This window comes from Streptomyces carminius, from assembly GCF_002794255.1.
Taxonomy (GTDB): Bacteria; Actinomycetota; Actinomycetes; order Streptomycetales; family Streptomycetaceae; genus Streptomyces; species Streptomyces carminius.
The window spans coordinates 782,649-808,817 of the sequence record NZ_PGGW01000069.1 but is presented as its reverse complement, the minus strand read 5'-3'; the positions used below and the strand labels follow the sequence as shown (position 1 = coordinate 808,817).

Sequence of the window (26,169 nt, the reverse complement as noted above, 5' to 3'; positions counted from 1 at the left end):
CGCAGTCTAGGAAGGACGGGCACATGACCAACAGGTCCATGCAGAACACAACGACGACGGAGGCCGGGAGGAGATCCGCCCGGTCACGGCTGGCGGCGCTCCTGGGGGCCGTCTTACCGATGCTGGCGGCACTCTTCGCCGCCGCGCCGCCCGCCTCGGCGGCGCAGCTGGTCGAGGTGAACAACTTCGGCACCAACCCGACCAACCTGCGGATGCACCTGTACGTGCCCGACCGGGTGCAGGAGCGGCCGCCGGTGCTGGTCGCGGTGCACTACTGCACCGGCTCCGGTCCGGCGTTCCACTCCGGCACGGAGTTCGCCCGGCTCGCCGACCAGCACGGGTTCATCGTGGTCTACCCGTCCGCGACCCGCAGCGGCCAGTGCTTCGACGTCTCCTCGCCCCAGGCGCTGCGCCGTGACGGGGGCAGCGACCCGGTGGCCATCCGGTCGATGGTGAGCTACGTCGAGCAGCGCCACAACGCCGACTCCGGGCGGATCTACGTCACCGGGGCCTCGTCGGGCGCGATGATGACCAACGTCCTGCTGGGCAACTACCCCGACGTGTTCAAGGCGGGCGCGTCCTTCGCGGGCGTGCCGCACTCCTGCTTCGGGACCACCGACGGATCGAGCTGGAACAGCTCCTGCGCCAACGGCACCCGGAACCACACGCCGCAGCAGTGGGGCGACATGGTCCGGGGCGCGTACCCGGGCTACGACGGCCCCCGGCCGCGGATCCAGATCTGGCACGGCACCAACGACGACACCCTGCGGTACCCGAACTTCAACGAGCAGATCGAGCAGTGGACCAACGTCCACGGGCTGAGCCAGACCCCCTCGGCCTCCGACTCCCCGCAGCCCGGCTGGAACCGCACCCGTTACGGCGGCACCGGCGACCAGGCACCGGTGGAGGCCATCAGCATCCAGGGCGGCAGTCACTCGCTGCCCGCCGGCGGCATGGCGGCGCGGGCCATCTCCTTCTTCGGCCTGGACGGCACCGGTGAGCCCGAGCCCGAGCCCGAGCCGGAGCCCGAACCGGAGCCCGAACCCGAGCCCGAGCCGGGCGCCTGCCGGGTCGGGTACTCGGTCAACTCCTGGAACAGCGGCCTGACCGCTTCCATCTCCCTCACCAACACCGGTGACACCCCGGTCAGCGGCTGGGCGCTGGAGTTCGAGCTGCCCGCGGGCCAGACCATCGTCTCCGGCTGGGGCGCCACCTACAGTCCCGGCAGCGGCGCGGTGACCGCGCGGGCGGTCTCGTACAACTCGACCCTCTCGGCGGGAGACAGCGTCCAGATCGGTTTCCAGGCCAGGCACAACGGCAACACCGCGGAGCCGGCCTCCTTCACCCTGAACGGAGCCGCCTGCTCCGTCGTGTGACGCCCCGAACGGACACGGCACGACGGCACCGGCCCCGGCGGGAGAACCCCGCCGGGGCCGATGCCGGATCCGGGCGAACCGGACGAGAGGAAACGCGGAAACGCAGAAACGCGAAAACGCCGAGGGACGGCTCAGCGGACGGCGGGCTGGTCGAACGTGTAGCCCTGCGACTTCAGCTGGGGGATGACCTGGTCGACGGCCGAGACCGTCTGGCTGCGGTCCCCGCCGCCGTCGTGCATCAGCACCACGGCCCCGGGCGTGATGCCCTGCATCAGGCGCCGGACGAGCTCCGCGGTGCCCGGCGGCGTCCAGTCGGCGATGTCCATCCGCCAGCCCAGCGGCTGCATGCCCATGGACGCGGCCACCTGCGGGGACTGGCCCCAACTGCCGTACGGGGCACGGTAGTAGGTGATCTGCGCGTTCGGCACGGCCTGGCGGATGACCGCGTTGGTCTGCTCCAGGTTCTGCCGGACCTGCTGCTGCGACCAGCCGCCCATGTCCTGGTGGGCCATGGAGTGGTTGCACAGCCGGTGGCCGTCGTCGGCGATCTGCCGCACCAGGTGGGGGTGTTGGCGCACATGGTCGCCCCACAGGCAGAAGGTCGCCTTCACGCCGTGCCTGCGCAGCACCTCCAGCAGCCGCGGGGTGTGGGTGGGGTCCGGGCCGTCGTCGAAGGTGAACGACACGGTCCGGCCGCCGCTCTGGGTGGAGGTGATGACGGTGGCGTCGACGGCCTGGGCGGTTCCCGTCGTGCCCAGCGCGCCCGCGCACAGCCCGGCGGAGAGCAGCAGGGGAAGCGCGAGACGGCGCATGCGGCGGCGCAGGCCGAGACGGCCCCGGACGGTCCTTTCGGTGGTCCTCGTCATGGTCGGTGCGGCCCTTTCCTGATTCCTCGCGGATCGCCGGGAGCGGTGCCCACGGCCTGAGTGCACCGCTCCCGGCAGCCCAGTGGGGGGTGGAGGCTTTCGGAACCTTTCCGGTGGAGCGGGGAGACCATAGAAAGGCCCCGAGCGGCCGTCAAGCACCGCTCCCTCCCCGGCCAACCGGCCGTCTGCGCAGGTCGGAGAGGTCTTCGGGGGTTCCCCGGCGCCGCCGGCCGGCGAGGTCCGGCGGAAAAACCGAGCGGTTGTCGGACGGCGGAGGCCGTTCCTCCGCCGTCCGTCTGACGCGTCCGGGCCCGCAGGTGTCCCGCTACCGTGACCGCATGGAGATCTGGATCAATCCCGCCTGCTCGAAGTGCCGCGGCGCGGTGAAGCTGCTGGACGCGGAGGGCGCCGAGTACACCGTCCGCCGCTATCTGGAGGACCCGCCGAACGAGGAGGAACTGCGGACCGTGCTGGCGCGGCTCGGGCTGGAACCGTGGGACATCACCCGCACCCAGGAGGCCGAGGCGAGGGAGCTGGGGCTGAAGGAGTGGCCGAGGCAGCCGGGTGAGCGGGACCGGTGGATCACGGCGCTGGCGGAGCACCCCCGGCTGATCCAGCGGCCGATCATCACCGCCGACGACGGTTCGGCGGTGGTGGCGCGCACCGACGACGCGGTGCGCGAGGCGCTGTCCCGCCAGGTGCCGCCGGCCGCGCACTGACGCGGCCGGCGGACGCCTCCTCGGCCGTCCCTCCCCGTCAGTCCCCGTCAGTCGTCCAGTACCGCCAGGGCGTCGATCTCCACGAGCAGTCCCGGCGGAAGCCGCATGTAGACGGTGGTGCGGGCGGGGAAGGGCTCCCCGACGGCCGCCGCGTACGCCTCGTTCATCCCGGCCAGGTGGGCGGGATCGGTGAGGTACACACGCAGCATCACGACATCCGCCAGGCCCGCGCCGCCCGCCTTGAGCACGGCGGTGACGTTGCGCAGGGCCTGAGCGGTCTGCTCGGCGACCGTGGTGCCGACGGTCTCGCCGGTGTCCGGATCGAGCGGGAGCTGTCCGGAGACCTGCAGAAGGCCGCCCTTGCGGATGCCCTGGGAGAGCGGGGCCGCCGGGGCGGGGGCGTTCTCGGTGGTGACGGTGGTTCTGGTCATGATCTTTCCTGAGGAGGTGGTGTCCCTTGCGGGACGGATGGCGGGCGGCGGGCCTGCGGGCGGTCAGCCCCAGGTCCGCCGTTCCTCGCCGCGGGGGTCGTCGACCTGGGTCCACTCGGCGTCGATGCGCATGGTGGCCCCGCGCTCGGTGTCGTACGCGTCCCAGCCGGGGTCGCCGGTCCGGGCGAACCGGATCCAGGTCTCGTGCGTGCGGGCGGCGAGCCGGGCGGGGGGCCGGGCCGGGCCGAGCAGGGCGGCGGGGCCGTTCAGCCGGTCGAGGTCCACGAGGTCGAAGACGAAGGGCAGCTCGACCGCGTGGGCGGCGCCGAGCTGTCCGTCCAGGGCGTGCGAGCGCCAGGCGAACTCGTAGGTGTGGGTGGCCGATCCGGGATGGGCCGCGTGCGCGTCGGCCAGCGCCCAGCTGCCCGCGCCGAAGAGCGCGTCCCCCATGACGGCGGAACGCAGCGCGCCGAACGAGGCGTCGGGGCGTGTCTTCCGGTACGTCTCGACCAGCCGCGCCGGGTCCGGGTGCGAGCGCGCCGCCGCCTCGTCGACGTCGTCGGCGGTCGAGGTGGCGTACGTACCCACGGGGACCAGGTAGAGGTTCCCCTCCTCGGTGTTGGTCCCGACGAGCAGGTCCACGTCGGCGCTCAGGCCGGCGGCGACGGATTCGGCGGGCTGCGTGTCGAGGACGATGCTGAAGGGGCTGAGGCCGATCAGCGGATCGCGGTGCGTGTCGGTGCGCAGGTCGATGCCCGCGAGCCGGGAGGCCGCCTCGACCAGGCGGTCGTCCGGGACGTCCGCGAAGGCGTCGGCGTGCGGTTCGACGCCCAGCGTCCCGGCCGCCGCCGCGGTGACGCGGGCGGCCTGCTCGGTCGTGAACGCGCCCAGGCCGCTGCCGCTCTGGACGATCGCCCGGCGGAAGAGGCCCGCGGCCTCACGGGTGGCGAGGACGCCGCCGACGATCGTCGCCCCGGCCGACTGGCCGAAGAGGGTGACGTTGTGCGGGTCGCCGCCGAAGGCGGCGATGTTCTCCCGCACCCAGCGCAGCGCGGCGACGACGTCGAGCAGGCCGCGGTTGGCGGGCGCGCCGGGGAGGTCGAGGAACCCGGCGATGCCGAGCCGGTAGTTGAGGGTGACCAGGACGACGCCGTCGCGGGCGAAGGCGGAGCCGTCGTACAGCGCGGACCGCGTCGACCCGGCGACGAATCCGCCGCCGTGGACGAACACCATTACGGGCAGACCGCCGCCGTCGGCGGCGGGTGTCCAGACGTTGACGGTGAGGTAGTCCTCGCCGCGGCTCCAGCCGGTGCCGAAGTAGGGGGTCATGTCGATGCCGCCGAGCCTGCGCTCGGCCTGCGGCGCGGTGGGTCCCGGGACGGTGGCGTCCCGTACGCCGTCCCACGGCTCGTGCGGCCGCGGCGGCGCGAAACGGCCGGCGCCGCGGGGCGGGGCGGCGTAGGGGATGTTCAGGAAGGCCGCGGTGTCTCCCCGGCGCAGGCCGCGGACGGCTCCCCGCGCCGTGGTCACGACGGGTTCGGGATGGTGGTTCATTTCTCGTGTCCTTCCGCGGGACTCAGACCCGCTCGGTGTACGGGGCGAAGGGCGCCCAGCCCTTGATGGCGAACCGGCTTCCCTCGCGCGCCACTTCGGCGGCGCCGTGACCGCCCAGGTGCGCGGGGATCAGGAGGGCGTTGTTGTCGGCCGCCCAGCCGAGCACCTTCCGGCGGGTGGCGCGGGCGCCCGCGGGGTCCTCGCAGAAGCAGCTGTTGGAGTCCGGTTCGATGATCTGCACCGGGCTGTGCAGCATGTCGCCGACGAACACCGCGCGGTCCGTCCCGGAGGTGAGGGTCAGCACGGAGGAGCCGGGGGTGTGCCCGGGAGCCGCCTCCAGGCGCAGGTTCGCGTCGATCTGGTGGCTGCCCTCCCACAACAGCGTCCGGCCGGCCCGGTGGACGGGGACGACGCTGTCCTCGAAGACGTTCTGGTTGCCGCGGCCGAGCACCGTGTAGTGGCCGTTCTCCGGGTTCCAGAACTCGAAGTCGTCCTTCGGCATCAGGTAGGTGGCGTTGGGGAAGGTCGGCACCCACTGCCGATCTTCCAGGTACGTGTTCCAGCCGACGTGGTCGATGTGGAGATGGGTGTTGATCACGATGTCCACGTCCTCGGGGCGGACGCCGGCCCGGGCGAGGTTGGCCAGGAAGTCCGTCTCCCGGTGGCTCCAGACCGGTGCGTACGGACGCTCCTTGTGGTTGCCCACCCCGGTGTCGACGAGGATGGTCCTGCCCTCGCTGCGCAGCACCCAGGTCTGGAGCGCGGAGTTCACGATGTTGGTCTCGGCATCCAGGAAGTGCGGGGCCAGCCAGGAGGCGCTGTCCTCCCAGGCCTCCTTCGGGCTTTCCGGGAAGAAGGTGTCGGGCGTCATGTCGACGGCCCCGAAGTACTCCCATACCCGGGTGACGCTGACATTGCCGAGCGTGATGTTGTCCATGGTGTGTCCCTGGTGGTCCGAAGGCTTTCCTGGACCGTACGAGCGGTCCCGGCCGGGCGGTATCAGTCAGGTGACTGCATCCGCGCGCACGGTACGGGCGCGCGGTACGGCCCGCGCCCCGGTGCCGGGGCCGCACCGCGCGGGGGCGGGGTTCCGGCGTCCCCGGACGGCCCCCCGGCGCGGCCGGTCCGTCCCGGGCCGGACGGGTCCAGGGCGTACGCGAGCGCGGTCAGGCCCGCGTCGAGGCGGCGGACGTGCAGCAGCATGCGCCGCTCCCGCGACAGCGGGTGGCGGCTCGCCCGCCGCTCCTGCGAGAGCAGGGCCAGCGCCCCGGTGACTCCGGAGCGGGGCGCGGGCGGGGCGGCGCCGGGCCGGTGGCGCGTGACGCGGACCAGGCGTGCCAGGGTCTCCTGTGCATGGCCGGCAACGGCGGCGAGCCGGGGGACGTACTCCGCGTCGCGCCCCGTCGGCGGGCAGCCGGCCGCGGTGGCCAGGCTCCGCGCGTGGTACGCGCAGACCTCCACGAGTTCCAGCAGGTGGCGGGCGCGGCGGCGGCGGGCGCGCTGCGGATTGAGCGGGTGGACGAGCGGCAGGCAGGCCTTCCGGAAGGACTCCCGTGCCCGGTCGAGGACGTGTGCCGCGCGCGTCCGGTCCGCCGGGGTCCCCGCTTCCCCGCCTTCCGCGGCGGCGGCCCGCAGGAGATCGCCGAGGACCAGCAGGAAGCCGGCCAGCTCCTCGTCACCGGCCCGGCGGGCCGTGGTGGGCAGCACGAGGACGGCGGCGAGGATGCCGCAGAGCACCCCCAGCGCGGTCTCCTGGACGCGCACGAACAGCACGTCCGCCGAGAAGGTGCCCAGCAGTGCCAGCAGCATGCTGAGCATGCCGGTGAGGAAGAAGGTCACCGCCCAGTAGGCGGCGGGCGGGGTGAAGAACATGCCGAACATGCACACCAGCAGCAGACCGAGGAGGAGCGGGCCGTCCCCGCCGGCCAGGGCGGCGAGGCCGTAGCCGAACACCACGCCGAGGACCGTGCCCGTCAGCCGCCGGACGCACTGCAGCAGCACCTCGCCGGTGCTCCCGGTCCCGACGAAGACGACCCAGGCCGCCACGACGGCCCAGTACCACAGGTCCGGGGACAGGAAGTGACCGCCCGCCATGGCGAGTGCCGAGGCGGCGGTCACCTGGCAGGCCTGCCGGGTGACCCGGCGTCCCGGGCTCCCGGTGTCCCCCGCCCCGCGCGGCGCGGCCCCGACGGCACGCACCCGGGGCGGGGCGGGCCTGCGCGGGGGTGTTCCGCCCCGGACCCGGAGGCCGGCGCGCGGGACGGACGCCCGCAGGGCCGCGGCGAGTTCGTCGGCGGCCCGGAAGCAGTCCCGCAGGAGGACGGATCCGGCCGGGCGGCCCGCCGCGCCGTCGGCGTGCTCCTCCCCGTACCGCCCGCCGTCGCCGGCCGCCCCCGCGGCGGGCCGGTTCCCGAGGGCCAGGATCCGCTCCTCGAGCCGCCGCCGTACCGCCCGTTCCGCCGCATCGCCGGGCTCCGTCGGCGCACGGACGGCGCGGACGGCGCGGACGGCGCGGACGGCCAGCAGTTGCGCGGCCACCTCCGTCCGCGAGACGCGCCGCAGGAGGTCGTCGGCGGCCTCGCCCCTCGGACGCTCGTCGAGGAAGTCCCCGATCAGCAGCACGGTCGCGTGCAGTCCGTCCAGACGGCGCTCCAGCGAGCGGACGCGCGCACCGCCGCCCCGGCCGGCGGCGACCACCGAGGCCGTGTCCCGCAGGACGCCGTGCAGGCGCGCGTCGAAGGCACGCTCCAGCCTCGCCAGGGCGCCGGACGCCGTCACCGGTCCCACGCAGCACCACACGATCGCGACGGCCCCGAACGCGGTGAGCACCGCCGCCCCGAGCTGCGGAAGCCGGTCCGCCCGGACTTCGGCGAACAGGGCCAGGAAGAAGGCCATGAAACCGAAGATCCCCAGCCCCAGACCGCGCGGACCGAACCCGCGGGCCCGGGCGGCGAGGTGGATCAGCACCAGGAAGGCCGCCTTGGCCGCCGCCGGGTACGGTGCCAGCACGGCGCCGGCGGTCAGCCCCGCGAGGAAGAGCGGTGCCCCGAGCCCGAGTGTGACGAGCTGGTTGCGCGGGTGCAGGTCGCTGACCGCCAGCGAGGTCACCATCGCGGTGAAGCCGCCGACCAGCAGCGTCGCGCCGGATCCGTCCAGTGCGGTCAGCACGGCGAGTGTCACGGCGGCGCCGAGCACGGCGCGCGTCGCCGAGGTCAGACGCGTCAGCCCGGGGTCGAAGGCGGCGAAGCGGTCCCCCGGTGATGCCGTCGTCCTTGCCGCCATGGGGATCCTCGTGTGTCCTTCCGTGTGTGCACGGCCGTGCCCGGGGCCGGCGTGCTCCGGCGTGCTCCGGCGAAGACGGATCCGGAAAGGGCGCCGCGGGGCACCCGGCCGCGGAAGCTCACCCGGTGCGCGGCACCGGGGCGGACAGCCGCCGCGTCACCGGGGGATCACGCAGCACCCGGCGTGTCTCCACGGCATCCGTCATCCCGCCGCAGGCCGCCGCGGGCCGCGCGTTCACGCGGGTCGTCCGCCCTTTCCAGCGCGGTCTCGCGAGCGCGGTCCGGGTCGGCCGCGCCGTCGACGACATGGAAGTGGCGCACCGGCCGGCCGCACGGCGTGCGGAACGCGAGGCCCACCAGCCACGGACATTCGGTGATCACGACAGTGCCTTCCCGGTCAGGACGTACGGCCCCGGTGGTTCCCGCCCGCGCGGAGGCGCGGGTCCACCGCCGGGCCGGCCGCACCGGTCCGGGAGATGCGCGGCCGTGCCCGCTCACGATTCTGCGTCCGGGGAGCGCGGCCGCGGTATGCGTCACATGACTGCACCGGTGCCGCGGCCCGCAGCCCGCGGGCACGGCTGCGGCGCTCCCGCACTATCATCGGACGAGCCCCGTCCCCGGAGCATCCGTGGAAAGTGGTGGAAGGGCTCGTGACTCCGCTCCCCCACCTGAGGGAGGGGCCTTCCAACCCGGAGGCTGCGGTCGGTCCAGCCCGAACCGATCCCTTCCGGGACGAACGAAGAATCACCACGTGTCAGGGAAGCGACTCCCCCGCCGGCTGAAGCCGGTGGTTCCCTCGCTAGGAGACTGATGGGAACCCAGCGCTCGGGGCGGAATCCGGATCTGCCGGGGGTGGGCCGGGAAACCGAGACCGCGGAGATCATCCGGCGTGTCGAAGCCGGCCGGTCCCACAGCGACGTGGTGGTCCTCACGGGCGACCCCGGCGCCGGCAAGAGCACGCTCCTCGCCCTCGCGGCCGACCACGCGCGGAGCGCCGGCGGCCGGGTGCTCCGGGCGGTGGGCGGCGAATCCGAGGCGCACCTCGGATTCGCCGGTCTTCATCAGCTGCTCCGCCCGGTACTCGGCGAGGCGGAGAACCTGCCGCCGCGGCAGCGCTCCGCGCTCCGGGCCGTCCTGGGGCTCGACGAGTGTGCCGAGCCCCCCGACGCGGCACTCGTCGGCCTGGCGGTCCTGACCCTGTTGTCGGACCTGGCGGAGACTGTCCCGCTCCTGGTGGTGGTCGACGACGCGCAGTGGATCGACCGCGGCTCACTGGACGTCCTCTCCTTTGTGGCACGGCGCATGGACAGCGAACCCGTCGTGCTCCTGGTGGGAGTCCGCACCGCGGCCGCGCTCCCCGGCTTCGACAAGGGATACGAGCGCCTCGAACTCGGCCCGCTGGACGGCGAGGCGGCGAACCTGCTGCTCGACCGGCAGCCGGCGCCGCCCACCGGCCGGACCCGCGTGCGGATCCTGGAGGAAGCGGCCGGCAACCCGCTGGCCCTGGTCGAACTCGCCCACGCCACCGCGGTCCGGCAGCCGGAGGGCAGCGGTGTGGAAGGCCCGCTGCCGGTCACCGACCGGCTGGAGCGCGTCTTCGCCGGGCAGGCGGCGGACCTGCCGGAACCGACCCGCCGCGTCCTGCTGCTGCTCGCGGCCGCGGACGCGGCGGACGCGCCGGCGGCCTCCCTGGGTCTCCCCGAGGCGGACGACGAGGCGTGGGCGCCCGCGGACCGGGCCGGTCTCGTGCGCCAGGACGGATCCGTGATCTCCTTCCGTCACCCGCTGATCCGCTCGGCCGTCTACCACGCCGCGTCGTTCGGGGAACGCCGCCGGGCACACCTCGCTCTCGCGGAGTTGCTGCGCGAGGAGCCCGACCGCCGCGCCTGGCATCTCGCCGCCGCGACCGTACGGCCCGACCGGGACGTGTCGGCCGCCCTGCGGCGGACGGCCGACCGGGCGCGGAGCCGGGGCGGCCACGCGGCCGCCGCCGCGGCTCTGGAGCGTGCCGCGGAACTCAGCCCGCGGCGTGCGGACCGGGCGCAACTCCTGGTGGAGGCCGCCGCCGCGGCCGTCCTCACCGGTCAGCTCGGCTGGGTGGAACGCCTGGCCGCCGAAGTCCGCAGGTGCACCGACGACCCGGCGCTGACGGGCAGGGCTTCGCTGGCCACCGGGCAGCTCATGGCCATGGGCCCCCACCACACGGCGGCCTTCGCCCTGCTCATGCGCGTCGCGGGCGACGCGGAGGCCACCGGGTCGCCCCGCGTGCTGGACGCGCTCGCCGCGGCCGCGGTGGTGCGCTACTACTCGGGTGCGAAGTCCCAGCAGCGGGAGATCCAGGCCCTGCTCTCCCGGATGCCCGACGATCCCGCCAGGGCGGCGCTGCACGCCTGGGTACGGGCCGTCTCCGATCCCGCCGCCGCGGGGGCGTCCCTCGGGCCGGTGCTGCCCGAGCTCATCGCCGGGGCCGGGGGCGACGCCAGGCGCCTGACCGCGCTGGCCGTCGTCGCCTGGCTGCTCGACCGGACCGCCCTGGCCACCAGGACCTTCGACGAGGCGTTCGACCGGTGGCAGGCCCGCGGCCCCCTCCCGGACGGACTGGGGTGCGCGGCCGGCTGGGCCTATCTGGAGCAGGGCCGGTGGGCCGAGGCCCGCTCGGTGGCGGCCGACATCACGGCCGTGGCGTCCTCGGCCGGACTCGACCACGCCGCGGCATGCGCTCACACGCTCGACGCCACGGTGGTCGGTCTGCTCGGCGACCCGGTCGCCGCACGGAGGCTCGCCGAGCGGGCGCTGGCCCTGGTCGATCCGCTGGAGAGCCGTTCCGTCGCGGTCTTCGCACGCCGGGCGCTGGGACTGGCGGCCGTGGCCGAGGGCGACTACGACACCGCGTACACGCAGTTCCGCTCCGCCTTCACCGACGACGGCGATCCGGTCCACTACCACGTCTCCCACACCCTCCTGGCCGAACTCGCCGCGGCGGCCGTCCGCCGGGGACGGCGGGAGGAGGCCGCCGAACTGCTGGAGCGGTCGGTGCGACGCCTCGGTACGGGCATGTCCGCACGGGTGGCCGCGCTGGTCGGCCGGGGCCGCGCCCTGCTGGCGGACCCCGGGCACGCGGAGCCGTTCTTCCGGACCGCGCTCGCGGCCGCCTCGGGTGGGCAGTGGCCGTTCGAACGGGCGCAGACACAGCTCGACTACGGGGAGTGGCTCCGGCGGCAACGCCGTATCGCCGAGGCCCGCCCACTGCTGAGCGCCGCCCTGGAGACCTTCCGGCGGCTGGGCGCGCGGCCGTGGGCCGAGCGGGCGCGGGCGGAGCTGCGCGCCGCCGGCATCGAGGCCGACAGCACCGTGCCCGGCGCGTTCGCCGAACTCAGCCCACAGCAGCAGCAGATCGTCCGGCTGGCGGCCCGGGGCCTGACGAATCGCGAGATCGGGGAGAGGCTGTTCCTCTCGCCGCGCACGGTCGGCTCCCACCTCTACCGGGTGTTCCCCAGACTGGGCATCACCGCCCGGTCACAGCTCCGCGACGTGGTGGAGGGCACCCTGTCGGGTGCCGGTGCCCGGTGCTGAGAGACGGATCCGCGGCCGGCCCCCGGCCGAAGCGGCACGGCCCTCCCGGAAGCGCGCGGCGACGCGAGTGGTGGCCGGAACACTTCCGCCCACGGGTTCCGCGGACACGGCCGCACGGAGCGGCGGTGCGCCGCGCGGTGGGGACCGGACGCCCGGCAGCGGTCGGACCTCACCCGGTACCTGGACGGCCTGTGTGCCTGGATGGCCGGCAACCAGGCGTGGGGGACGGCCTCGGCCCGCTACGCGGCCGGGAACGCCGTGTCCGGCTTCGTGGCGGACGTCACCTCCCCCCTGTCCCCGCCGGAGCGGTCGGGGACAGGGGGGAGGGCGGAGGCGCGACCGGTGGGCGGGCGCGGCTGAGGAGGGCGAGGGCAGGGCCGTAGGAGCGGCCGGACCGGGAGTCTCCCCGGAGGTCACCCGCGCCGCGGCCACCGCAGCAGACGCCACAGGCCGCGCCGTCCGCGGGCCGGCGACCGCGGCGCCGTACGGGTCGCCACCGCCCGCGCGGTCTCCGCCGGCTCGTCCGCGGTGCCGCCCGTGCCGTCCGTGCCGTCCGGAACCTCCTCGGCGGCGCCGAACGCCGCCGGCACCGCGGTGGACGGGCGCGGGGAGTGGTCCCGGTCGCGGCGGGGCGTGAACCGCACCGGCAGGGCGTCCAGATGACGGGACCAGGTGGAGGAGGTCCAGCTCAGCTCCTCCTCGGGGACCGCCAGCCGCAGATCGGGCAGCCTGCTCAGCAGGGTCTCGATCCCCGAGCCGGTGATGGCCCGCCCGATGTCCTGGCCCGGGCACTCGTGCGGCCCGCTGCCGAACGACAGGTGCGAGCGGTTGCCGTGCATGTCCGCGCCGGGGGAGGGTCGGATGGCCGGGTCGGCGTTCGCGGCCGCCAGGCCGAGCAGCAGGAGGTCCCCCTCGCGGATCTGGTGCCCGGCGATCTCCACGTCGTACGTCGGGAAGCGGGCGGGGCACACCATCAGCGGCGGCTCGTCCCACAGGATCTGCTCGACGGCGGCCGGGAGCGTCATCTGGCCGCCGTTGAGGGTGCCGCGGAACCGGGGGTCGGTGAGCACCATCCGCAGCGTGTCCACCATCAGGTTGGTGGTGGTCTCGTTGGCGGCGACGAGGACCAGCCGCAGGTGGTCCCGGATCTCCTCGTCGGTGAGCCGGGCCTCGTGGTCGATCAGCCAGGAGGCCAGGTCGGGGCCGGGCGAGGCGCGCTTGTCCGCGACCAGCTTCGCCAGTGTCGCCTGGATCAGACGGTCCGCCTCGATCGCCCGCTCGGTGCCCCTGACCAGCTGGCGGCTGGCCTCGACCAGTCGGGGCCCCTCCTCCTCGGGCAGCCCGAACAGGTGGGTGAGCACCAGCATGGGCAGCTGCTGGGCGAACCGGCTCAGCAGTTCGGTGTGCCCGGCTCCGGCGAAGTCGTCGACCAGCAGGTGCGCCAGCCGGTGGATGGCGCGGCGGACCGCGCGGCGGTCGAAACGCTCCAGGCTCCCCTTGACCGCGCCGCGCAGCCGCTGGTGCTCCCGGCCGTCCTGGGAACGGCAGTCGGGGTGCCACACCAGCATCGGCAGGACCGGGGAGTCCTCGGGGATCCGGCCCTCCCGCCAGTCGCGCCAGAGCCGGGAGTCGCGGGTGAAGCGGCGGGGGTTGCGGGCGACCTGGAGCGTCTCGTCGTAGCCGAGGACCAGCCAGGCCGGGACGTCGCCCTCCAGCAGGACGGGGGCTATGGGGCCGTGCTGGGCCCGCAGCCGCTCGTACGTCCCCATGGGGTCGGCGGAGGCGGCGGGACCGTACAGCCGGACGGCGCCGTCGTGGGTGCCGCCCCGGACGCCGGGGCCGGCCCGGTGGGCGGGGCAGCCCGGCGGGGCGGCGGGAGGAACCGCTGGAGGGACTTCGGGAGGAACTCCGGGGGAAGCAGCGGGAAAGGGGCGCGGCAGCTCGGGGCCGGGTGAGGAGGTGCTCACAGTGCCTCCCGGGAGACGGTGACGGGATCTTGCGGGTCGCGGAGTTCGTGCAGGTCGTACAGGTGGTGCATCAGCGTCAGCAGGACGTCGCGGCTGGAGTCGAGCCGGCGGGCGTCGCAGTTGACCAGGGGGACGCTCGCGGGCAGGTCCAGGGCCGACCGCAGGTCGGCGACCGGGTGCACGGGGGCGCCGGGGAAGTTGTTGACGGCGACGACGAAGGGGACCCCGGTCTGCTCCAGACGGTCCATGGCGGGGAAGCTGTCCGCCAGCCGGCGGGTGTCCACCAGCACCACCGCGCCCAGCGCGCCCGCGATCACGCCGTTCCACAGGAACCAGAAACGCTGCTGGCCGGGGGTGCCGAACAGGTAGAGGACGAGCTGGTCGTTGAGGGTGATCCGGCCGAAGTCCATGGCCACGGTCGTCTCGGTCTTGCGTTCCACGCCCGAGAGGTCGTCCACGCCGACCCCGGCCTGGGTCATCGTCTCCTCGGTGGTCAGGGGGCGGATCTCACTGACCGAACCCACCATGGTCGTCTTGCCGACGCCGAAACCGCCGACGACCACCACCTTGACCGACCGCTCGGTCGAGGTCGGCAGCAGATCCTCGCGCCGCGGCCCCAGGGGCAGTTCAGAGTCGTTGTAGTCCATCGATCAGCGCTTTCAGGATCTCGGCGTCGGGTTTGACTGCGGTCGTGTCCGCCGCGCGGGTCTGCCGGGCCTCGGCGAGGGAGTCGGCGAGCAGGTCCGCGAGCAGCACGTGGACGGCGCTGAACGGCAGGTCCAGATACGCCGAGAGCTCGGCCACGGAGAGCGGGTTGGCGCACATCCGCAGGATGGAGGCGTGTTCGGGCCGCATGCCCGGCCTCGGCTCGGACCGGGCCACGATCAGGGTGACCAGGTCCAGCACCTGGGCGTCCCCGGCCTCCGTGCGCCCGCCGGTGACGATGTACAGGGGGACGGGGTTGCCCTCCTCCCAGCCCCGCTCCTCCCGGCTCCCGCCCCCGCTCACGGAGCCTGCCCGGCGGCGCGGGGCGGGGTGGCGAGATGGTCGCCGATCCGGATGACCAGGTCCCTCATCCGCTGGCTCATCAGCGCGGCGTCCACACCCTCGTCGGCGGTCACCGCCAGATAGGAGTTGGCGGCGGCGGCCATGAGGTAGAAGAAGCCGCCGTCCACTTCCAGGACGACCATGCGTACGCCGCCCGCGCTGTGCGGGAACTCCGCGGCCACCGACTGGGCCAGGCTCTTGAGCCCGGAGGAGGCGGCGGCCAGCCGGTCGGCGGCGTCCTTGTCGGTGCCGAACTGCGCCATGCACAGTCCGTCCGCGGACAGCAGCACGATGTGCCGGGTGTAGGGGACGGTGACGGCCAGGTCCTTGAGCAACCAGTCCATGTTCTTGAGGCGCTGCTGCGTCACGTGCTACTCACCTGATTCCACTGCTGGTTCTGCGTCTGGTCCGGGGCCCGGGGCGGCGTCCGGTGCCGCGGCCCCTCCCCGGCCGCCGGGGCCGTTCCGCGTGCCCTCGGGGTCGGCGAAGAAGGCGCCCATCCACAGCCCCATGTCGGGGTGGACGTCCAGGGCGGACCGTCCGGCCGCCATCCGGTCCGCCGCGCCGGTCGGGCCGGTCGGGCCGGTCGGGCCGGTCGGGCCGGTCGGGCCGGTCGGGCCGGTCGCCGGGCCGGTGACACGCCGGCGGCGCTGCGGGAGTCCGTTGACGTTCCACTCCACGACGGTGTCCTCCACCGGGCCCGCCACCGGGTCCACCGCCGCCTCCCGGCGCGGCCCGGGCACCGGTGGTGCCGGCCGCCGGGTCACCATGCCGGGGGGACGGCCGCCGAGGCTGGGGTACGCGTCCATCGGCATGACGGTGAGCAGTTCCTGCGGGACGAAGACGACCGCGCGCACCCCGTCGCAGGTGGAGGGCCGCAGGGAGACCCGCAGCCCCAGGCGGCCGGCCAGGACGCCCACCACACGCAGTCCCACCCGGGCCGTCTCGCCCAGGTCCTCCAGGTCCAGGCCGTCGAGCGCCTGGGCGAGCAGGAACTCGGCGTGCCGGCGGGTCTCCTCGGTGAGTCCCACGCCCTTGTCCTCGATGGACACCTCGATTCCCGAGGCCACCTCCTCGGTGTTGACGACCACCTTGGTGCTCGGCGGCGAGTAGCGGGTGGCGTTGTCCATCAGCTCGCTGAAGACCAGGCTCAGCGGCTCGACCGCCGGTCCCTGCACCGCGACCTCGGCGATGCGGTGCAGGTCGATGCGGAGGTACTCGGCGATGGGCGCGCTGCCCGCGCGCAGCACGTCGTACAGGGAGATCGGCTTCTGCCACTGGCGTGCCGGGCTGCCGCCGCCGAGGACGGCCAGGCTGGTGGCCACCCGGCCGGCCACGTTGACACCGTGCTCCAGGTGCATCAGGTCGCCCAGGATCTCCGGGCCGGGGTGCTTGAACTGCATCCGGCGCAGGTCGGCCTGGAGGCGGTGGATCTCCGCCTGGATGCGGCAGGCGATGTTGACGATGGCGCGGCGGGCGGAGTCGCGCTGGTACTCGCGGTCCTGGACCGCCCGCACCACCAGCCGGGTCAGCTTCTCGTGGGCGGCGACCAGCCGCGGGTCGGCGTCGGCCGGGTGCAGCCGGTCGGGCAGTACGTCGTTGGGCGACTGACCGCGCTGCACGGCCGTGACGATCGGCGGCATGACCTCGCGGCAGTACCGCTCGATGTCCTCCAGCAGGCACTCCGCGCGCCGGTCCGCGGCGGCGACGGCACGTCCCCGGCGTGCCGCCTCGTACGCGGCCGCGGCGACCGCGAGCACCGCGGCCGCGCCGCACCAGGCGACCGCGGCGCGGGCCTGGTCCGTGACGGCGGCCACGGCCACGACCGCGCAGGCGGCGACCAGTGCGGGTGGGACGAGCCACACGCCGCCGGAGGCGGTGCGCGGACCTCCCGGCGGCGAGTCGGCGGGCTCCATGGGCTCCATGGGCATCCTCGGGCATCGGGGTGGACGGTGGGCCGGGTGCGGTGAGGGGCGACGGCGGCCGGGGGGACCGGGTTCCTTCCGGCAGGGACGGCGCATGCCGGTGGTGGTGGCCTCTGGCATACGCCATACCTGCCGGGAGGGGACCGGAACGTGCCTCAGCCCCCCGGCCACGCCCCGTTCGGGGCGTATCGGCGCCACGGCGCCGCACACGGCGGCAACAAGACGTAACCGGGACGACTCGCTGCGTGACAGGGAGCATAAGGGCTTTCCGGGAGCCGCCGCAGAGACTTGACAGACGCGGCCGGAATCTGCGGTTGCGCACAGGGGCGCATAAAAGGCGATACGGCGGAATACTGAGCTTTCATGGTGTTCTACGGTGGTGCGCACTCCGGAGAACCATGGCCGGAACCGGACATCCGCACCACCGTCCCGCCGGATGGCCCGCAGCGCCCGGACGTCTTCCGGGGAAAGCACCGGAAGTGCCCTCGCCCCACCTGCCGGATGAGGCATGGTGCGGTCATCCTCATCCGAGAGAACGACAGGGGGCGGGGATGAGCAGTTTCGGTACCCACCGGGCCCGTGTGCACGACCCGGCGCGGCCGGTGCAGTGGAGACTGAGCGATCTCAGGTCGTGTGTGGTCCGTTTCGCGCCGTACGGTTTCCGGGCCACCTACCACCATCTGCGGACGAGCGCCGGAATACCCCGGCGGCCGGACCGCGACCCCGAGTCACTGGTGCGGGCGGTCGAGGAGCTGCACGCCGCCCGGCTGGTCTGGCTGACCGCCGAGACCGAGTACGCCGCGCGGCGGACCCGTGAGAAGCACGCCGGCCGGCGGCGGCCGGCCGCCGGGGACGTCTGGCGGGCCCGGCAGCGCGGCTGCGACCGCATCGCCTACTGCCCCGACCCCGGGCGCCATCCCACCGAGCCGCTGCCGGTGGTGGTGCGCCGTGTGCTGCGCGGCCTGGCAGAACCGCCCGGCTCCGGCGACCGTCCGGTGTGCCGGGTCTGCGCCGGGCCGACCGCCACGGTGCCGTGGAGCGTCGGCTACTGGACCCACCTCCTGTGCGCGGAGTGCGGAGTCAGTCTGCGCCGGGAGTGACGCCCCGCCGGGACCGGGCGGCGGAGCCGGACGGCCGCCGGGGACGTCCGGCGGGCGCCCCCGTGTCCTGTCCCCGCCCGCCCGGCCGCCACCCGGCCGGGTCAGCGGCCGGCGCCGAGCCGGTCCTGGGCCGCCGCGAGGATCTCCGTCACCCGCAGGCCGAACCGTATGTCGCACGGGTGCGCCCGGCCGGTGCGGACGGAGTCGAGCAGGGCGTCCACGGCACTGCCGAAGGCCGCGACCGCGTCCGTCTTCCCCTCCGGCATGACCGCCGTCCCCGCGGCGCCGCGCAGTTCCACCGCGGTCCCGGCCGCCGCCGGAGCCGCGGTGTGACCGAGCGCGCAGGTGCCGACCGCGCCCGAGGTGTGGCGCAGGGCGAGCTGGACCAGGTCGCCCGGACCGGCCACGGCGGCCACCGAGCCCTCCAGGTCCGCCACGTCGCCCAGCAGCGGCAGCAGCACGGACAGGGCGTGCGGGCCGACGTCCCACAGTCCGCCCTTCTCCCGCCGCCAGGGCGAGACGGCGAACGGGCTGTCGCTGCCGCCGCTGTCGTGGATCGACGAGAGCCAGTCGGCGCGGCCGAGCTGCCAGCCGCCCGCGGCCCGCTGCTCCTCGATCCACCGCACCGTCTCGGGCCGGAACCGCAGGGTGAAGAAGACGACCGAGGCCACCTTGGACTCCGCCACCGCCCCGGCCACCTCGCGGGCCGCCGCCGCGGTGGTGGCCACCGGCTTGTCCAGCAGCAGATGACGGCCCGCCCGCGCCGCGCGCACGGCCAGCGGCGCCTGTACGTCCGGCGGCAGCGCCACGGCGACCGCGTCGCAGTCGGCGAGCAGGGCGTCCACGTCCGCGTAGGGCCGGGCGCCGAAGCGTCCGGCGATGTCCGCCGCCGCCTCGGGGCGGCGGCCCCACACCCCCACCAGTTCGGCCTCCGGATGGGCTTGGAGGGCGGGGCCGTGGGCGAGTTCCGCCCAGGGGCCGGTGCCGAGCAGGCCGAATCTCATGCCGTGTCTCCTCGGGTGTGCCGTCGGATCGTGCCGTCGAACTGGGAATCGAGTGTTCCGCCACTATGCCGGATGCCCACCGCGGTGCGCCGACCGGCTCCCGGGGTGTCCCGGCACCGGTGGGGGGGTACAGCTGGCTACACCCTCCCCCGGGTGTCCGTCCCCCGTGACCCGGCCGCCGTCCATCCCCGAGACTGGAGTCCACACCGGGCGGACGTCCCGGCGGAGCGCGGCGGAGGAGCACCAGTGGACAGGGACAGAGTGCAAGGTGGGTTGGTGGCGGCGGTGCGCGGGCTGCCGCTGGCGGTGGTGGCGATCGTCTGCGGGCTCTCGCTGCTCGTCCTGTCCGTGCTGTCGATCGCGCTCATCCCGCTCGGCGTGGGCCTGCTCACCACTCCCGCCGTGCTGGACCTGGTGCGGTCCTACGCCGGGTGGCGGCGCTCGCTGACCCGCGCCTGGGGCGGGATCGAGACCCCGGAGCCGTACCTCCCCCGGCCGGACGACCGGCGGCCCGGCCCGGCCGGGCAGGTCCAGCGCTGTGTGTCCCTGCTGCGGGACCAGGCGACCTGGCGTGATCTGCAGTGGCTCGCGGTGGACGCCACGCTGGGCTTCTTCCTGGCCCTGCTGCCCCCCTCGCTGACCCTCTACGGCGTGCAGGGCACGGTGGTGGCGGCGGGCGCCTGGCGGGCCATGCGGGGCGACTTCTTCCTGTTCGTCCCGATGACCTCGCAGCTCAACGCCTTGCTGGCGATGGCGCTGGGCTGGGCGCTGACCGTCGTCGGGCTGCTCAAGGGCGCGGAGGTGCTGCGGCTGCACTTCCGGCTGACGCACGCCCTGCTGGCGCCGACCGAGAAGATGATGCTGAACCGCCGGGTGGAGCGGCTGTACGAGACCCGGCACGACGCGCTGGACGTCTCGGCGGCCGAGCTGCGCCGCATCGAGCGCGACCTGCACGACGGCGCCCAGGCGCGGCTGGTGGCGATGGGCATGAGCCTGGGCGCGATCGAGGCGCTGATCGAGCGCGACCCGCAGCAGGCGCGCAGGCTGGTGGCGCAGGCCCGGCAGAACTCCGCCGAGGCCCTGTCCGAACTGCGCGACCTGGTGCGCGGCATCCATCCGCCGGTGCTCGCCGAGCGCGGTCTGGGGGACGCGGTGAAGGCCCTGGCGCTGCGCATGGAGATCCCGGTGGAGGTGACGGTGGAACTGCCGGGCCGGCTGGCGGAGCCGGTGGAGGCGGCGGCGTACTTCGCGGTCAGCGAGGTGCTCACCAACGCCGCCAAGCACTCGGGGGCCGACCGGATCTGGCTGGACCTCGGCCACGGCGCGGCCGACGGGATGCTGCGGATCACGGTCACGGACAACGGCCGCGGCGGAGCGGACCCGGCCGGCGGCACGGGGCTGGCCGGGGTCGAGCGCAGGCTCGGCACGTTCGACGGCATCCTGGCCGTCAGCAGTCCGGTGGGCGGGCCGACCATGGTCACCATGGAGATCCCCTGCGCTCCCGGGAACCGTGCCGGACACGCGGACCGGCGGGCGGGCAGCCGTCCGTAGTACCTCCGCGGCACCGGGGTGAGGCCGTCCGGAGGGGCCGCGGGACCGCGGGACCGCGGAACCGGCTGGCGGCGGCACCCGGGCCGGGGCGGTGCATCGCGGAAAACCGGGTACCCGGGCCGCATGGCAGTGCGACACGTCTTCGTGAACAGAAGGCCCGAGCGGGTGTGGGGAGTCCTCAGTGACGCCGACCGCTACCACGAGTGGGTGGTGGGCACCCAGTCGACGGTGGAGGAGGACGGTTCCTGGCCCCAGGTCGGCACCACCCTGGAGTACGACGTCGGGGTGGGGCGGCTGACCGTGGAGGGCCACACGATCGTCCGGCTCTGCGAGCCCCCCGGGCGGCTGGAGCTGGAGGCGTCGGCGGGGCGGCTGGGCAGCGCCCGCATCGCCATCTCCGTGCGTCCCTGGGGCGAGGGTTCGCTGATCACCATGGACGAGCATCCGCTGCGGGGCGCCGTGGCCCGGCTGCACACCGCGCCCGTGGACATGCTGCTGCAACTGCGGCACCGGCTGATGCTGGCGCGACTGCGGGACGTGGTGGAGTCCGGCCGGTCGGAGGCCGACCGGGAGGCGGGCAGGCACGTATGACGACCGACCACGGCGCGCACCGGCACGACCGGCCCGACGACCGGCCGGACACCGCCCACCGCCGCCCGCCGGGCGTCTCCGACGCCACCGTCGAGGCCGTCGGCAAGGTCTCCGAGGCGCTGGAGGCGACCGAGCGGGCCCGCGGCCACCTGTACTCCTTCCACCAGCTGACCGGCCGGGCCGACCTGCTGCTGGGCGAGGCGGTGGACCTGCTGCGCGCGGCCGGGCACACCGCGGAGGCGGACCTGCTGGAGACCGAGGTCCTGGGCCGCAACGTGCTCCCCGGCCACTGGACGTTCCAGATCGTCGAGGGCTACGACGACCACTACCACCGGGCGTTCACCGACGCCGAGAAGCGGGTGCGCGACCGGCTGGTGGGCGGTCTGCGGCACCTGTACGAGGCCGAGATGAAGGAGGCCCGGCGCACCCACGGTCATCCCGCCCACACCGCGCGCCCGGACACCGATCCGGACGCCTGACGCCCGTCCCCCGTCCCGCAGGCCGCGACAGGAAGGCCCGACCCCCCTGTGAGCTCCTCATGACCGACGCACCCGACGCCGTCGTGATCGGTGCCGGCCCCAACGGGCTGGTGGCCGCGAACATGCTGGCGGACGCGGGCTGGCGGGTGCTGGTCCTGGAGGCCCAGCCCGAGCCCGGCGGCGCCGTGCGCAGCGACCGCGGCGTCCACCCCGGCTACGTCAACGACCTGTTCAGCTCCTTCTATCCGCTGGCCGCCGTCTCCCCCACCATCCGCGCGCTGGAACTGGAGCGCTGGGGCCTGGAGTGGAGCCACGCCCCGGCCGTCCTCGCCCATCCGCTGCCCGGCGGCCGCTGCGCGGTCCTGCACCGGGACCGGGCGGAGACGGCGCGGAGCCTGGAGTCCTTCGCCCCCGGCGACGGGGAGGCGTACCTGCGGCTGACCGGGCTGTGGGACCGGCTCGGCACGGATCTGGTGGCGGCGCTCCTGTCGCCCTTCCCGCCGGTGCGCCCGGGGTTGTCGCTGCTGGCCCGGCTGCGGGCGGCCGGGGGCCTGCGGCTGCTGCGGACGCTGCTGCTGCCGGTGCGGCGGCTGGGCGAGGAGGAGTTCGCCGGGGCGGGCGGCCCGCTGCTGCTGGCGGGGTGCGCGCTGCACGCGGACCTCTTCCCCGAGTCCGCCGCCGGGGCGGTCTACGGCTGGCTGCTGGCGATGCTGGGCCAGCAGGCCGGCTGGCCGGTACCGGCCGGCGGCGCCGGTGCCCTGACCGACGCCCTGGTCCGGCGTCTGGAGTCGCGCGGCGGCACGGTGCGCTGCGGGGCCCGGGTGACACGGGTGGTCGTCGGGGGCGGGCGGGCGCTGGGCGTGGTCACCGCCGGCGGCGACGCGGTGCGGGCCCGGCGCGCGGTCCTGGCGGACGTACCCGCCCCGGCGCTCTACGGCGGCCTGGTGGACTGGGCACACCTCCCGGCCCGGCTGCGGGACGACATACGCCGCTTCCAGTGGGACACCGCGACGTTCAAGGTGGACTGGGCGCTGTCCGGGCCGATCCCCTGGGAGGCGCCCGGGGCCGCCGGGGCGGGCACCGTCCACCTGGCCGAGAGCGTGGACCACCTCACCCGCCACAGCGCCCAGCTCGCCACCGGCACCGTGCCGGACCGGCCGTTCTGCCTGCTGGGGCAGATGACCACCGCCGACCCGTCCCGCTCCCCCGCCGGCACCGAGTCGGCCTGGGCCTACACCCACCTGCCCCGCGACATCCGCGAGGACGCGGGCGGGGCGGGTCTGACCGGCCACTGGGGGCCGGGTGAGCGGGAGGCGCTGGCGGACCGGGTGGAGGCCGAGGTGGAGCGCCGCGCCCCGGGTTTCCGCGAGCTGGTCGAGGCCCGCCGCGTGCTGGCCCCGCCGGATCTCCAGGAACGCGACGAGAGCCTGGTCGGCGGCGCCCTCAACGGCGGCACCGCCGCCGTCCACCAGCAGCTCTTCTTCCGTCCCGTCCCCGGGACCGGCCGCCCGGCGACCCCGGTGCGCGGCCTGTACCTGGCGTCCTCCTCCGCCCATCCGGGCGGCGGTGTCCACGGTGCCTGCGGGGCCAACGCCGCCCGCGCGGCGCTGCGCGACCGGCGGCCCGCCGTCCACTACGTGCTGGGCCCGGCCGCGGCCGCCGCGCAGCGCGCCGCGATGACGACCCGGGAGGAGCCCCGGTAGCCGACGGCGGCGGTGACGCCCCGCGAAGGCCCGTGTCGCGGAGCGCCACCGGTGCCGGGCGGCCGCCGCCCGGCGGTACGGCTCAGGGCGGACCGGCGACATGGCCCCGCGAAGGGCACGGCCCCGGTGACCGCGACCGGCCACGCCCGCGTCCCCCTCCGGGCGGCCCCGGCGTTGTACGCGCCCTCCGGGGGCCGCCCCCGGTCGTTCCGCGGCCGGACGCATCGCTTTCCGGCCGAATAGCCGGTGTCCTCGGAGCGGACGCGGGGCGAATTCCCAGTTCAACGCCCAGGCATATGCCACTGCAGGTCGGCGGGCCACCCGGTGAGCGATACCCGGCAAACTCCCGCAAGTCGATTCAACTGCACAAACTGCCCACTTCGCTGAAATTCCGAACAGAAGGTGACCGGAATCGATTGTTCCGATGTGTGTTCACCTCGTCCTCGGCAAGGCGTTTGTTCGGAAGCTGACACGACAAGCCAAGGAGTGTTCGACATGCGGTACGCCGTCAAGGGCTTAGGGCTGGGCGCCGTCGTGGCCGCCGCCTGCCTCACGGGTACGGCCGCCACCGCGACCGCCGCGCCGGCGGCACCCGAGTCGCCCGAGGCTCCCTCGTCACTGGTGCTTACCATCGGCGAGGGCGAGGACCCGGCGCTGGCCACCAACCAGCGGACCGCCGTACTGAACTGCTCGCCGAACGCGGGCGGCTCCCACCCGGCTCCGGGCCAGGCGTGCGCCGAACTGCGCGCCGTGGAAGGTGACTTCGAGGAGCTGGCCGAGCCCGATCCCAACCGGGTGTGCCCGATGATCTGGGACCCGGTCGTGGTGACCGCCCAGGGGATCTGGGACGGCCGTGAGGTCTCCTTCACCCACACCTTCGCCAACCCCTGCGTCATGGAGGGCGCCACCGACGCGGTCTTCTCCTTCTGACCCCGCCGGGACGGCCGCGAACCACCACCGTCGGCCCCCGGGCGTCCGAGGACGCCCGGGGGCCGACGGCCGTGTCCTGCCACCGCCCGCGCCCGGGGGCACAGAACGGAGTCGGCGACGGGGCCGGGCGGTCACCGCCACCCGGCCCCGGGCGTCACAGGGCGCGGATCTGCACGGTGTTCGGGAAGGCGTAGGGACACTGGGTGCTGCGGCCCTCGGACACCACGACGTAGCCCGCCGGGATCGGCGAGACCATGCAGATCGTGGTGGTCCCCGTGGCCGACGGCTTGGCGATCCGCCAGGTGTTGGGGAAGGCGTAGGGACACTGGGTGCTGCGGTCCTCGGCGAGGATCACATATCCGTCGGGGATCGACGAGACCTTGCAGACCGTGGTGGTGCCCCGCTCGGCCGGCCTGTCGATCAGCCAGGTGTTGGGGAAACCGAAGGAGCACTGGGTGCTGCGGCCCTCGGCGAGGATCACATACCCCGCCGGGACGGGCGAGGTCTTGCAGATCGTCACGGGCGCCGCCTGCGCGGGCGCGGCGGTGAGGGCGAGGCCGGCCAGCGCCAGTAACAGCGTGGCCAGGACGGCGGTAATGCGCTTGGTCATTGTGAAGCCCCTCGGAACATCGGGAACATGGCCGTACGGGCGGTGCGGCCCTCGGGCCGCACCGCGGAAGTGCATGTCGCTCGATGGAGAAGAGACCACCGGTCCGACCCGCTGCGGCCGGACGTTCACCAGGTGATCACCGCGCGAGCCTATTGAGATCTTCACGCGACCGTCAAGATGCCTTCACACTTCCTCCGGCCGGACCGGCGGTCGCCCCGGCGAACCGGCCATTCCCTCAATCGTCATGTCTGCGTCACGCCGTTCCCCCTCCCCGGTGTTCCCCGACTCCCCTACTGTGAGCGCGCCTTGACCCCCCACCCGAGGAGGCATGACGCGCATGGGACAGCAGTTCGGCGGCAGAGCGGCGGCGGCGCTGGCGACGGGAACGGGAGCGGCACTGCTGGCCGCGGCGGCCCTCGCACCGCCCGCGGGCGCGGCCGGCCCCGGTGGCCTGCCGTACTCCGGAGCCACCGGCGTCGGGGTGCACAACGCCTACGAGAAGGACAAGTACCGCTATCTCGCCGACGCCCTGGACTCCGGTGCCTCGCTGCTGGAGCTGGACGTGTGGACCAACTTCTCCGGCGGCACCTGGCGAGTGGCCCACGACAACCCGCTGGGCAACGACAACAACTGCGAGAACGCCTCCTCCCCGGCCGAACTGCGCACCAGGCCCCGCGACCAGCCCCTGGCCGGCTGTCTGGCCGACCTGCGGGCCTGGCACGACGCCAACCCCGGGCACCGGCCGGTCCTGATCAAGATCGAGATGAAGGACGGCTTCGCCGCCAACCTCGGGCGCGGCCCGGCCCAGTTCGACTCCCTGGTCACCGGGAAGCTCGGCGACGCCCTCTACCGGCCCGGCGAGCTGGCCGCCGGACACGCCACCCTGGACGAGGCCGTGCGGTCCCGGGGCTGGCCGAGCCGGGACGCGCTGCGGGGGAAGTTCCTGGTCCACCTCATACCCGGCACCCTGGAGGAGTCCAACCCCTTCGACTCCCTGTGGACCGACCGCGAGTACGCCCGCCACCTGCGCGAGCTGGCCGCCGCCGGAAACCTGTCCCGGGCCGCCGCCTTCCCCGCCGTGCACCGCGCCGAGGCGGGCGACCCGCGTGCCGCCCGCTACTCCGACGCCTCCCTGCGGCCGTGGTTCGTGGTCTTCGACGGCGACGCCTCGGCCTATCTGGCCGGCGGCATCGACACCGGCTGGTACACGCGCCACAACTACCTGCTGGTGATGACCGACGCCCACAGCGTCTCCCCCGCCATCAGCGCCACCTCGCCCACCGAGGACCAGGCACGCGACCGGGTGGCCCGGCTCGCCGCCGAGGGCGCCTCCTTCGCCACCTCCGACTGGTACCCGCTGCCGTCCGCGCTGTCCCTGGTCCTGCCGCGCGGCTGACGGCGGCCCTGCCGGTCCCGTGTCCCGGCTCGCTCTATCGTGTGGCCCGTCATGAGGACGGTGCGG

The 26,169-nt window shown here is 74.6% G+C and carries 23 protein-coding genes; 10 read left to right on the top strand and 13 right to left on the bottom strand.

Going from position 1 to position 26,169, the window contains the following annotated elements; translation table 11 throughout:
- Positions 1-23 precede the first annotated feature (23 nt).
- Complete coding sequence (locus tag CUT44_RS30605) at positions 24-1,376, top strand: extracellular catalytic domain type 1 short-chain-length polyhydroxyalkanoate depolymerase (RefSeq protein ID WP_100205167.1); 1,353 nt, start codon at positions 24-26, stop codon at positions 1,374-1,376.
- A 131-nt stretch (positions 1,377-1,507) separates the two neighbouring features.
- On the opposite strand, the gene CUT44_RS30600 is transcribed toward CUT44_RS30605, so the two are convergent.
- Positions 1,508-2,242: a polysaccharide deacetylase family protein gene (locus CUT44_RS30600; RefSeq protein WP_100205166.1), complete on the bottom strand. Its 735-nt coding sequence runs from the start codon at positions 2,240-2,242 to the stop codon at positions 1,508-1,510.
- A 338-nt stretch (positions 2,243-2,580) separates the two neighbouring features.
- On the opposite strand from CUT44_RS30600, the gene CUT44_RS30595 reads away from it, so the two are divergent.
- Complete coding sequence (locus tag CUT44_RS30595; protein ID WP_100205310.1) at positions 2,581-2,961, top strand: arsenate reductase family protein; 381 nt, start codon at positions 2,581-2,583, stop codon at positions 2,959-2,961.
- Between the two features lie 47 nt (positions 2,962-3,008).
- On the opposite strand, the gene CUT44_RS30590 is transcribed toward CUT44_RS30595, so the two are convergent.
- The 5 genes from CUT44_RS30590 to CUT44_RS32905 all read right to left on the bottom strand — a co-directional run bounded on the left by CUT44_RS30590 (position 3,009) and on the right by CUT44_RS32905 (position 8,608).
- Positions 3,009-3,392 carry a RidA family protein gene (locus CUT44_RS30590; protein ID WP_100205165.1) on the bottom strand — a complete coding sequence of 128 codons (384 nt, stop codon included), beginning with the start codon at positions 3,390-3,392 and terminating at the stop codon, positions 3,009-3,011.
- A gap of 63 nt (positions 3,393-3,455) precedes the next feature.
- On the bottom strand, positions 3,456-4,946 hold the full coding sequence (locus CUT44_RS30585) for a carboxylesterase/lipase family protein (protein WP_100205164.1): 1,491 nt from the start codon (positions 4,944-4,946) through the stop codon (positions 3,456-3,458).
- Positions 4,947-4,968: 22 nt separating this feature from the next.
- Positions 4,969-5,883, bottom strand: a complete 915-nt coding sequence (locus tag CUT44_RS30580; RefSeq protein ID WP_100205163.1) for an MBL fold metallo-hydrolase — start codon at positions 5,881-5,883, stop codon at positions 4,969-4,971.
- A gap of 62 nt (positions 5,884-5,945) precedes the next feature.
- On the bottom strand, positions 5,946-8,228 hold the full coding sequence (locus CUT44_RS30575; protein WP_100205162.1) for an FUSC family protein: 2,283 nt from the start codon (positions 8,226-8,228) through the stop codon (positions 5,946-5,948).
- 167 nt (positions 8,229-8,395) lie between these two features.
- Entirely contained in the window at positions 8,396-8,608 is a 213-nt protein-coding gene (locus CUT44_RS32905) for a hypothetical protein (RefSeq protein ID WP_146252329.1), read from the bottom strand.
- Between the two features lie 429 nt (positions 8,609-9,037).
- Between CUT44_RS32905 and CUT44_RS30570 the strand changes: the two genes are divergently transcribed.
- A complete protein-coding gene (locus CUT44_RS30570) occupies positions 9,038-11,800 on the top strand; it encodes a helix-turn-helix transcriptional regulator (RefSeq protein WP_100205161.1) in 2,763 nt (920 codons plus the stop codon).
- Positions 11,801-12,213: 413 nt separating this feature from the next.
- On the opposite strand, the gene CUT44_RS30565 is transcribed toward CUT44_RS30570, so the two are convergent.
- The 5 genes from CUT44_RS30565 to CUT44_RS33680 are packed head-to-tail and all read right to left on the bottom strand — an operon-like array spanning position 12,214 to position 16,739.
- Positions 12,214-13,767 carry a cytochrome P450 gene (locus CUT44_RS30565; RefSeq protein ID WP_199185893.1) on the bottom strand — a complete coding sequence of 518 codons (1,554 nt, stop codon included), beginning with the start codon at positions 13,765-13,767 and terminating at the stop codon, positions 12,214-12,216.
- Positions 13,764-14,414, bottom strand: coding sequence for a GTP-binding protein (locus CUT44_RS30560; RefSeq protein ID WP_100205160.1), 651 nt, complete (start codon positions 14,412-14,414; stop codon positions 13,764-13,766). Before CUT44_RS30560 ends, CUT44_RS30565 begins: the two co-directional genes overlap by 4 nt.
- Positions 14,395-14,775, bottom strand: a complete 381-nt coding sequence (locus CUT44_RS30555; protein WP_100205159.1) for a DUF742 domain-containing protein — start codon at positions 14,773-14,775, stop codon at positions 14,395-14,397. The genes CUT44_RS30560 and CUT44_RS30555 overlap by 20 nt, the downstream gene beginning before the upstream one ends.
- Positions 14,772-15,158, bottom strand: coding sequence for a roadblock/LC7 domain-containing protein (locus CUT44_RS30550; RefSeq protein ID WP_100205309.1), 387 nt, complete (start codon positions 15,156-15,158; stop codon positions 14,772-14,774). The genes CUT44_RS30555 and CUT44_RS30550 overlap by 4 nt, the downstream gene beginning before the upstream one ends.
- A 27-nt stretch (positions 15,159-15,185) precedes the next feature.
- On the bottom strand, positions 15,186-16,739 hold the full coding sequence (locus CUT44_RS33680) for a sensor histidine kinase (protein WP_199185912.1): 1,554 nt from the start codon (positions 16,737-16,739) through the stop codon (positions 15,186-15,188).
- 551 nt (positions 16,740-17,290) lie between these two features.
- Here CUT44_RS33680 and CUT44_RS30540 point away from each other — a divergent pair.
- Positions 17,291-17,839 carry a hypothetical protein gene (locus CUT44_RS30540; RefSeq protein ID WP_146252328.1) on the top strand — a complete coding sequence of 183 codons (549 nt, stop codon included), beginning with the start codon at positions 17,291-17,293 and terminating at the stop codon, positions 17,837-17,839.
- A 101-nt stretch (positions 17,840-17,940) separates the two neighbouring features.
- On the opposite strand, the gene CUT44_RS30535 is transcribed toward CUT44_RS30540, so the two are convergent.
- Positions 17,941-18,843 carry a Gfo/Idh/MocA family protein gene (locus CUT44_RS30535; RefSeq protein ID WP_100205157.1) on the bottom strand — a complete coding sequence of 301 codons (903 nt, stop codon included), beginning with the start codon at positions 18,841-18,843 and terminating at the stop codon, positions 17,941-17,943.
- A gap of 246 nt (positions 18,844-19,089) precedes the next feature.
- Between CUT44_RS30535 and CUT44_RS30530 the strand changes: the two genes are divergently transcribed.
- The 5 genes from CUT44_RS30530 (at position 19,090) to CUT44_RS30510 (ending at position 24,097) form a co-directional block, all read left to right on the top strand.
- Positions 19,090-20,394: a sensor histidine kinase gene (locus tag CUT44_RS30530; protein ID WP_233221765.1), complete on the top strand. Its 1,305-nt coding sequence runs from the start codon at positions 19,090-19,092 to the stop codon at positions 20,392-20,394.
- 123 nt (positions 20,395-20,517) lie between these two features.
- Positions 20,518-20,985, top strand: coding sequence for an SRPBCC family protein (locus CUT44_RS30525; RefSeq protein ID WP_100205155.1), 468 nt, complete (start codon positions 20,518-20,520; stop codon positions 20,983-20,985).
- A complete protein-coding gene (locus CUT44_RS30520) occupies positions 20,982-21,464 on the top strand; it encodes a hypothetical protein (protein ID WP_100205154.1) in 483 nt (160 codons plus the stop codon). Before CUT44_RS30525 ends, CUT44_RS30520 begins: the two co-directional genes overlap by 4 nt.
- A gap of 59 nt (positions 21,465-21,523) precedes the next feature.
- Positions 21,524-23,167 (top strand): phytoene desaturase family protein, encoded by a 1,644-nt coding sequence (locus CUT44_RS30515; protein WP_100205153.1) that lies wholly within the window; start codon positions 21,524-21,526, stop codon positions 23,165-23,167.
- A gap of 495 nt (positions 23,168-23,662) precedes the next feature.
- A complete protein-coding gene (locus CUT44_RS30510) occupies positions 23,663-24,097 on the top strand; it encodes a subtilase-type protease inhibitor (protein WP_100205152.1) in 435 nt (144 codons plus the stop codon).
- 154 nt (positions 24,098-24,251) lie between these two features.
- On the opposite strand, the gene CUT44_RS30505 is transcribed toward CUT44_RS30510, so the two are convergent.
- A complete protein-coding gene (locus CUT44_RS30505; protein WP_100205151.1) occupies positions 24,252-24,707 on the bottom strand; it encodes a hypothetical protein in 456 nt (151 codons plus the stop codon).
- A gap of 337 nt (positions 24,708-25,044) precedes the next feature.
- Between CUT44_RS30505 and CUT44_RS30500 the strand changes: the two genes are divergently transcribed.
- A complete protein-coding gene (locus CUT44_RS30500; RefSeq protein ID WP_100205150.1) occupies positions 25,045-26,103 on the top strand; it encodes a phosphatidylinositol-specific phospholipase C domain-containing protein in 1,059 nt (352 codons plus the stop codon).
- Positions 26,104-26,169 lie beyond the last annotated feature (66 nt).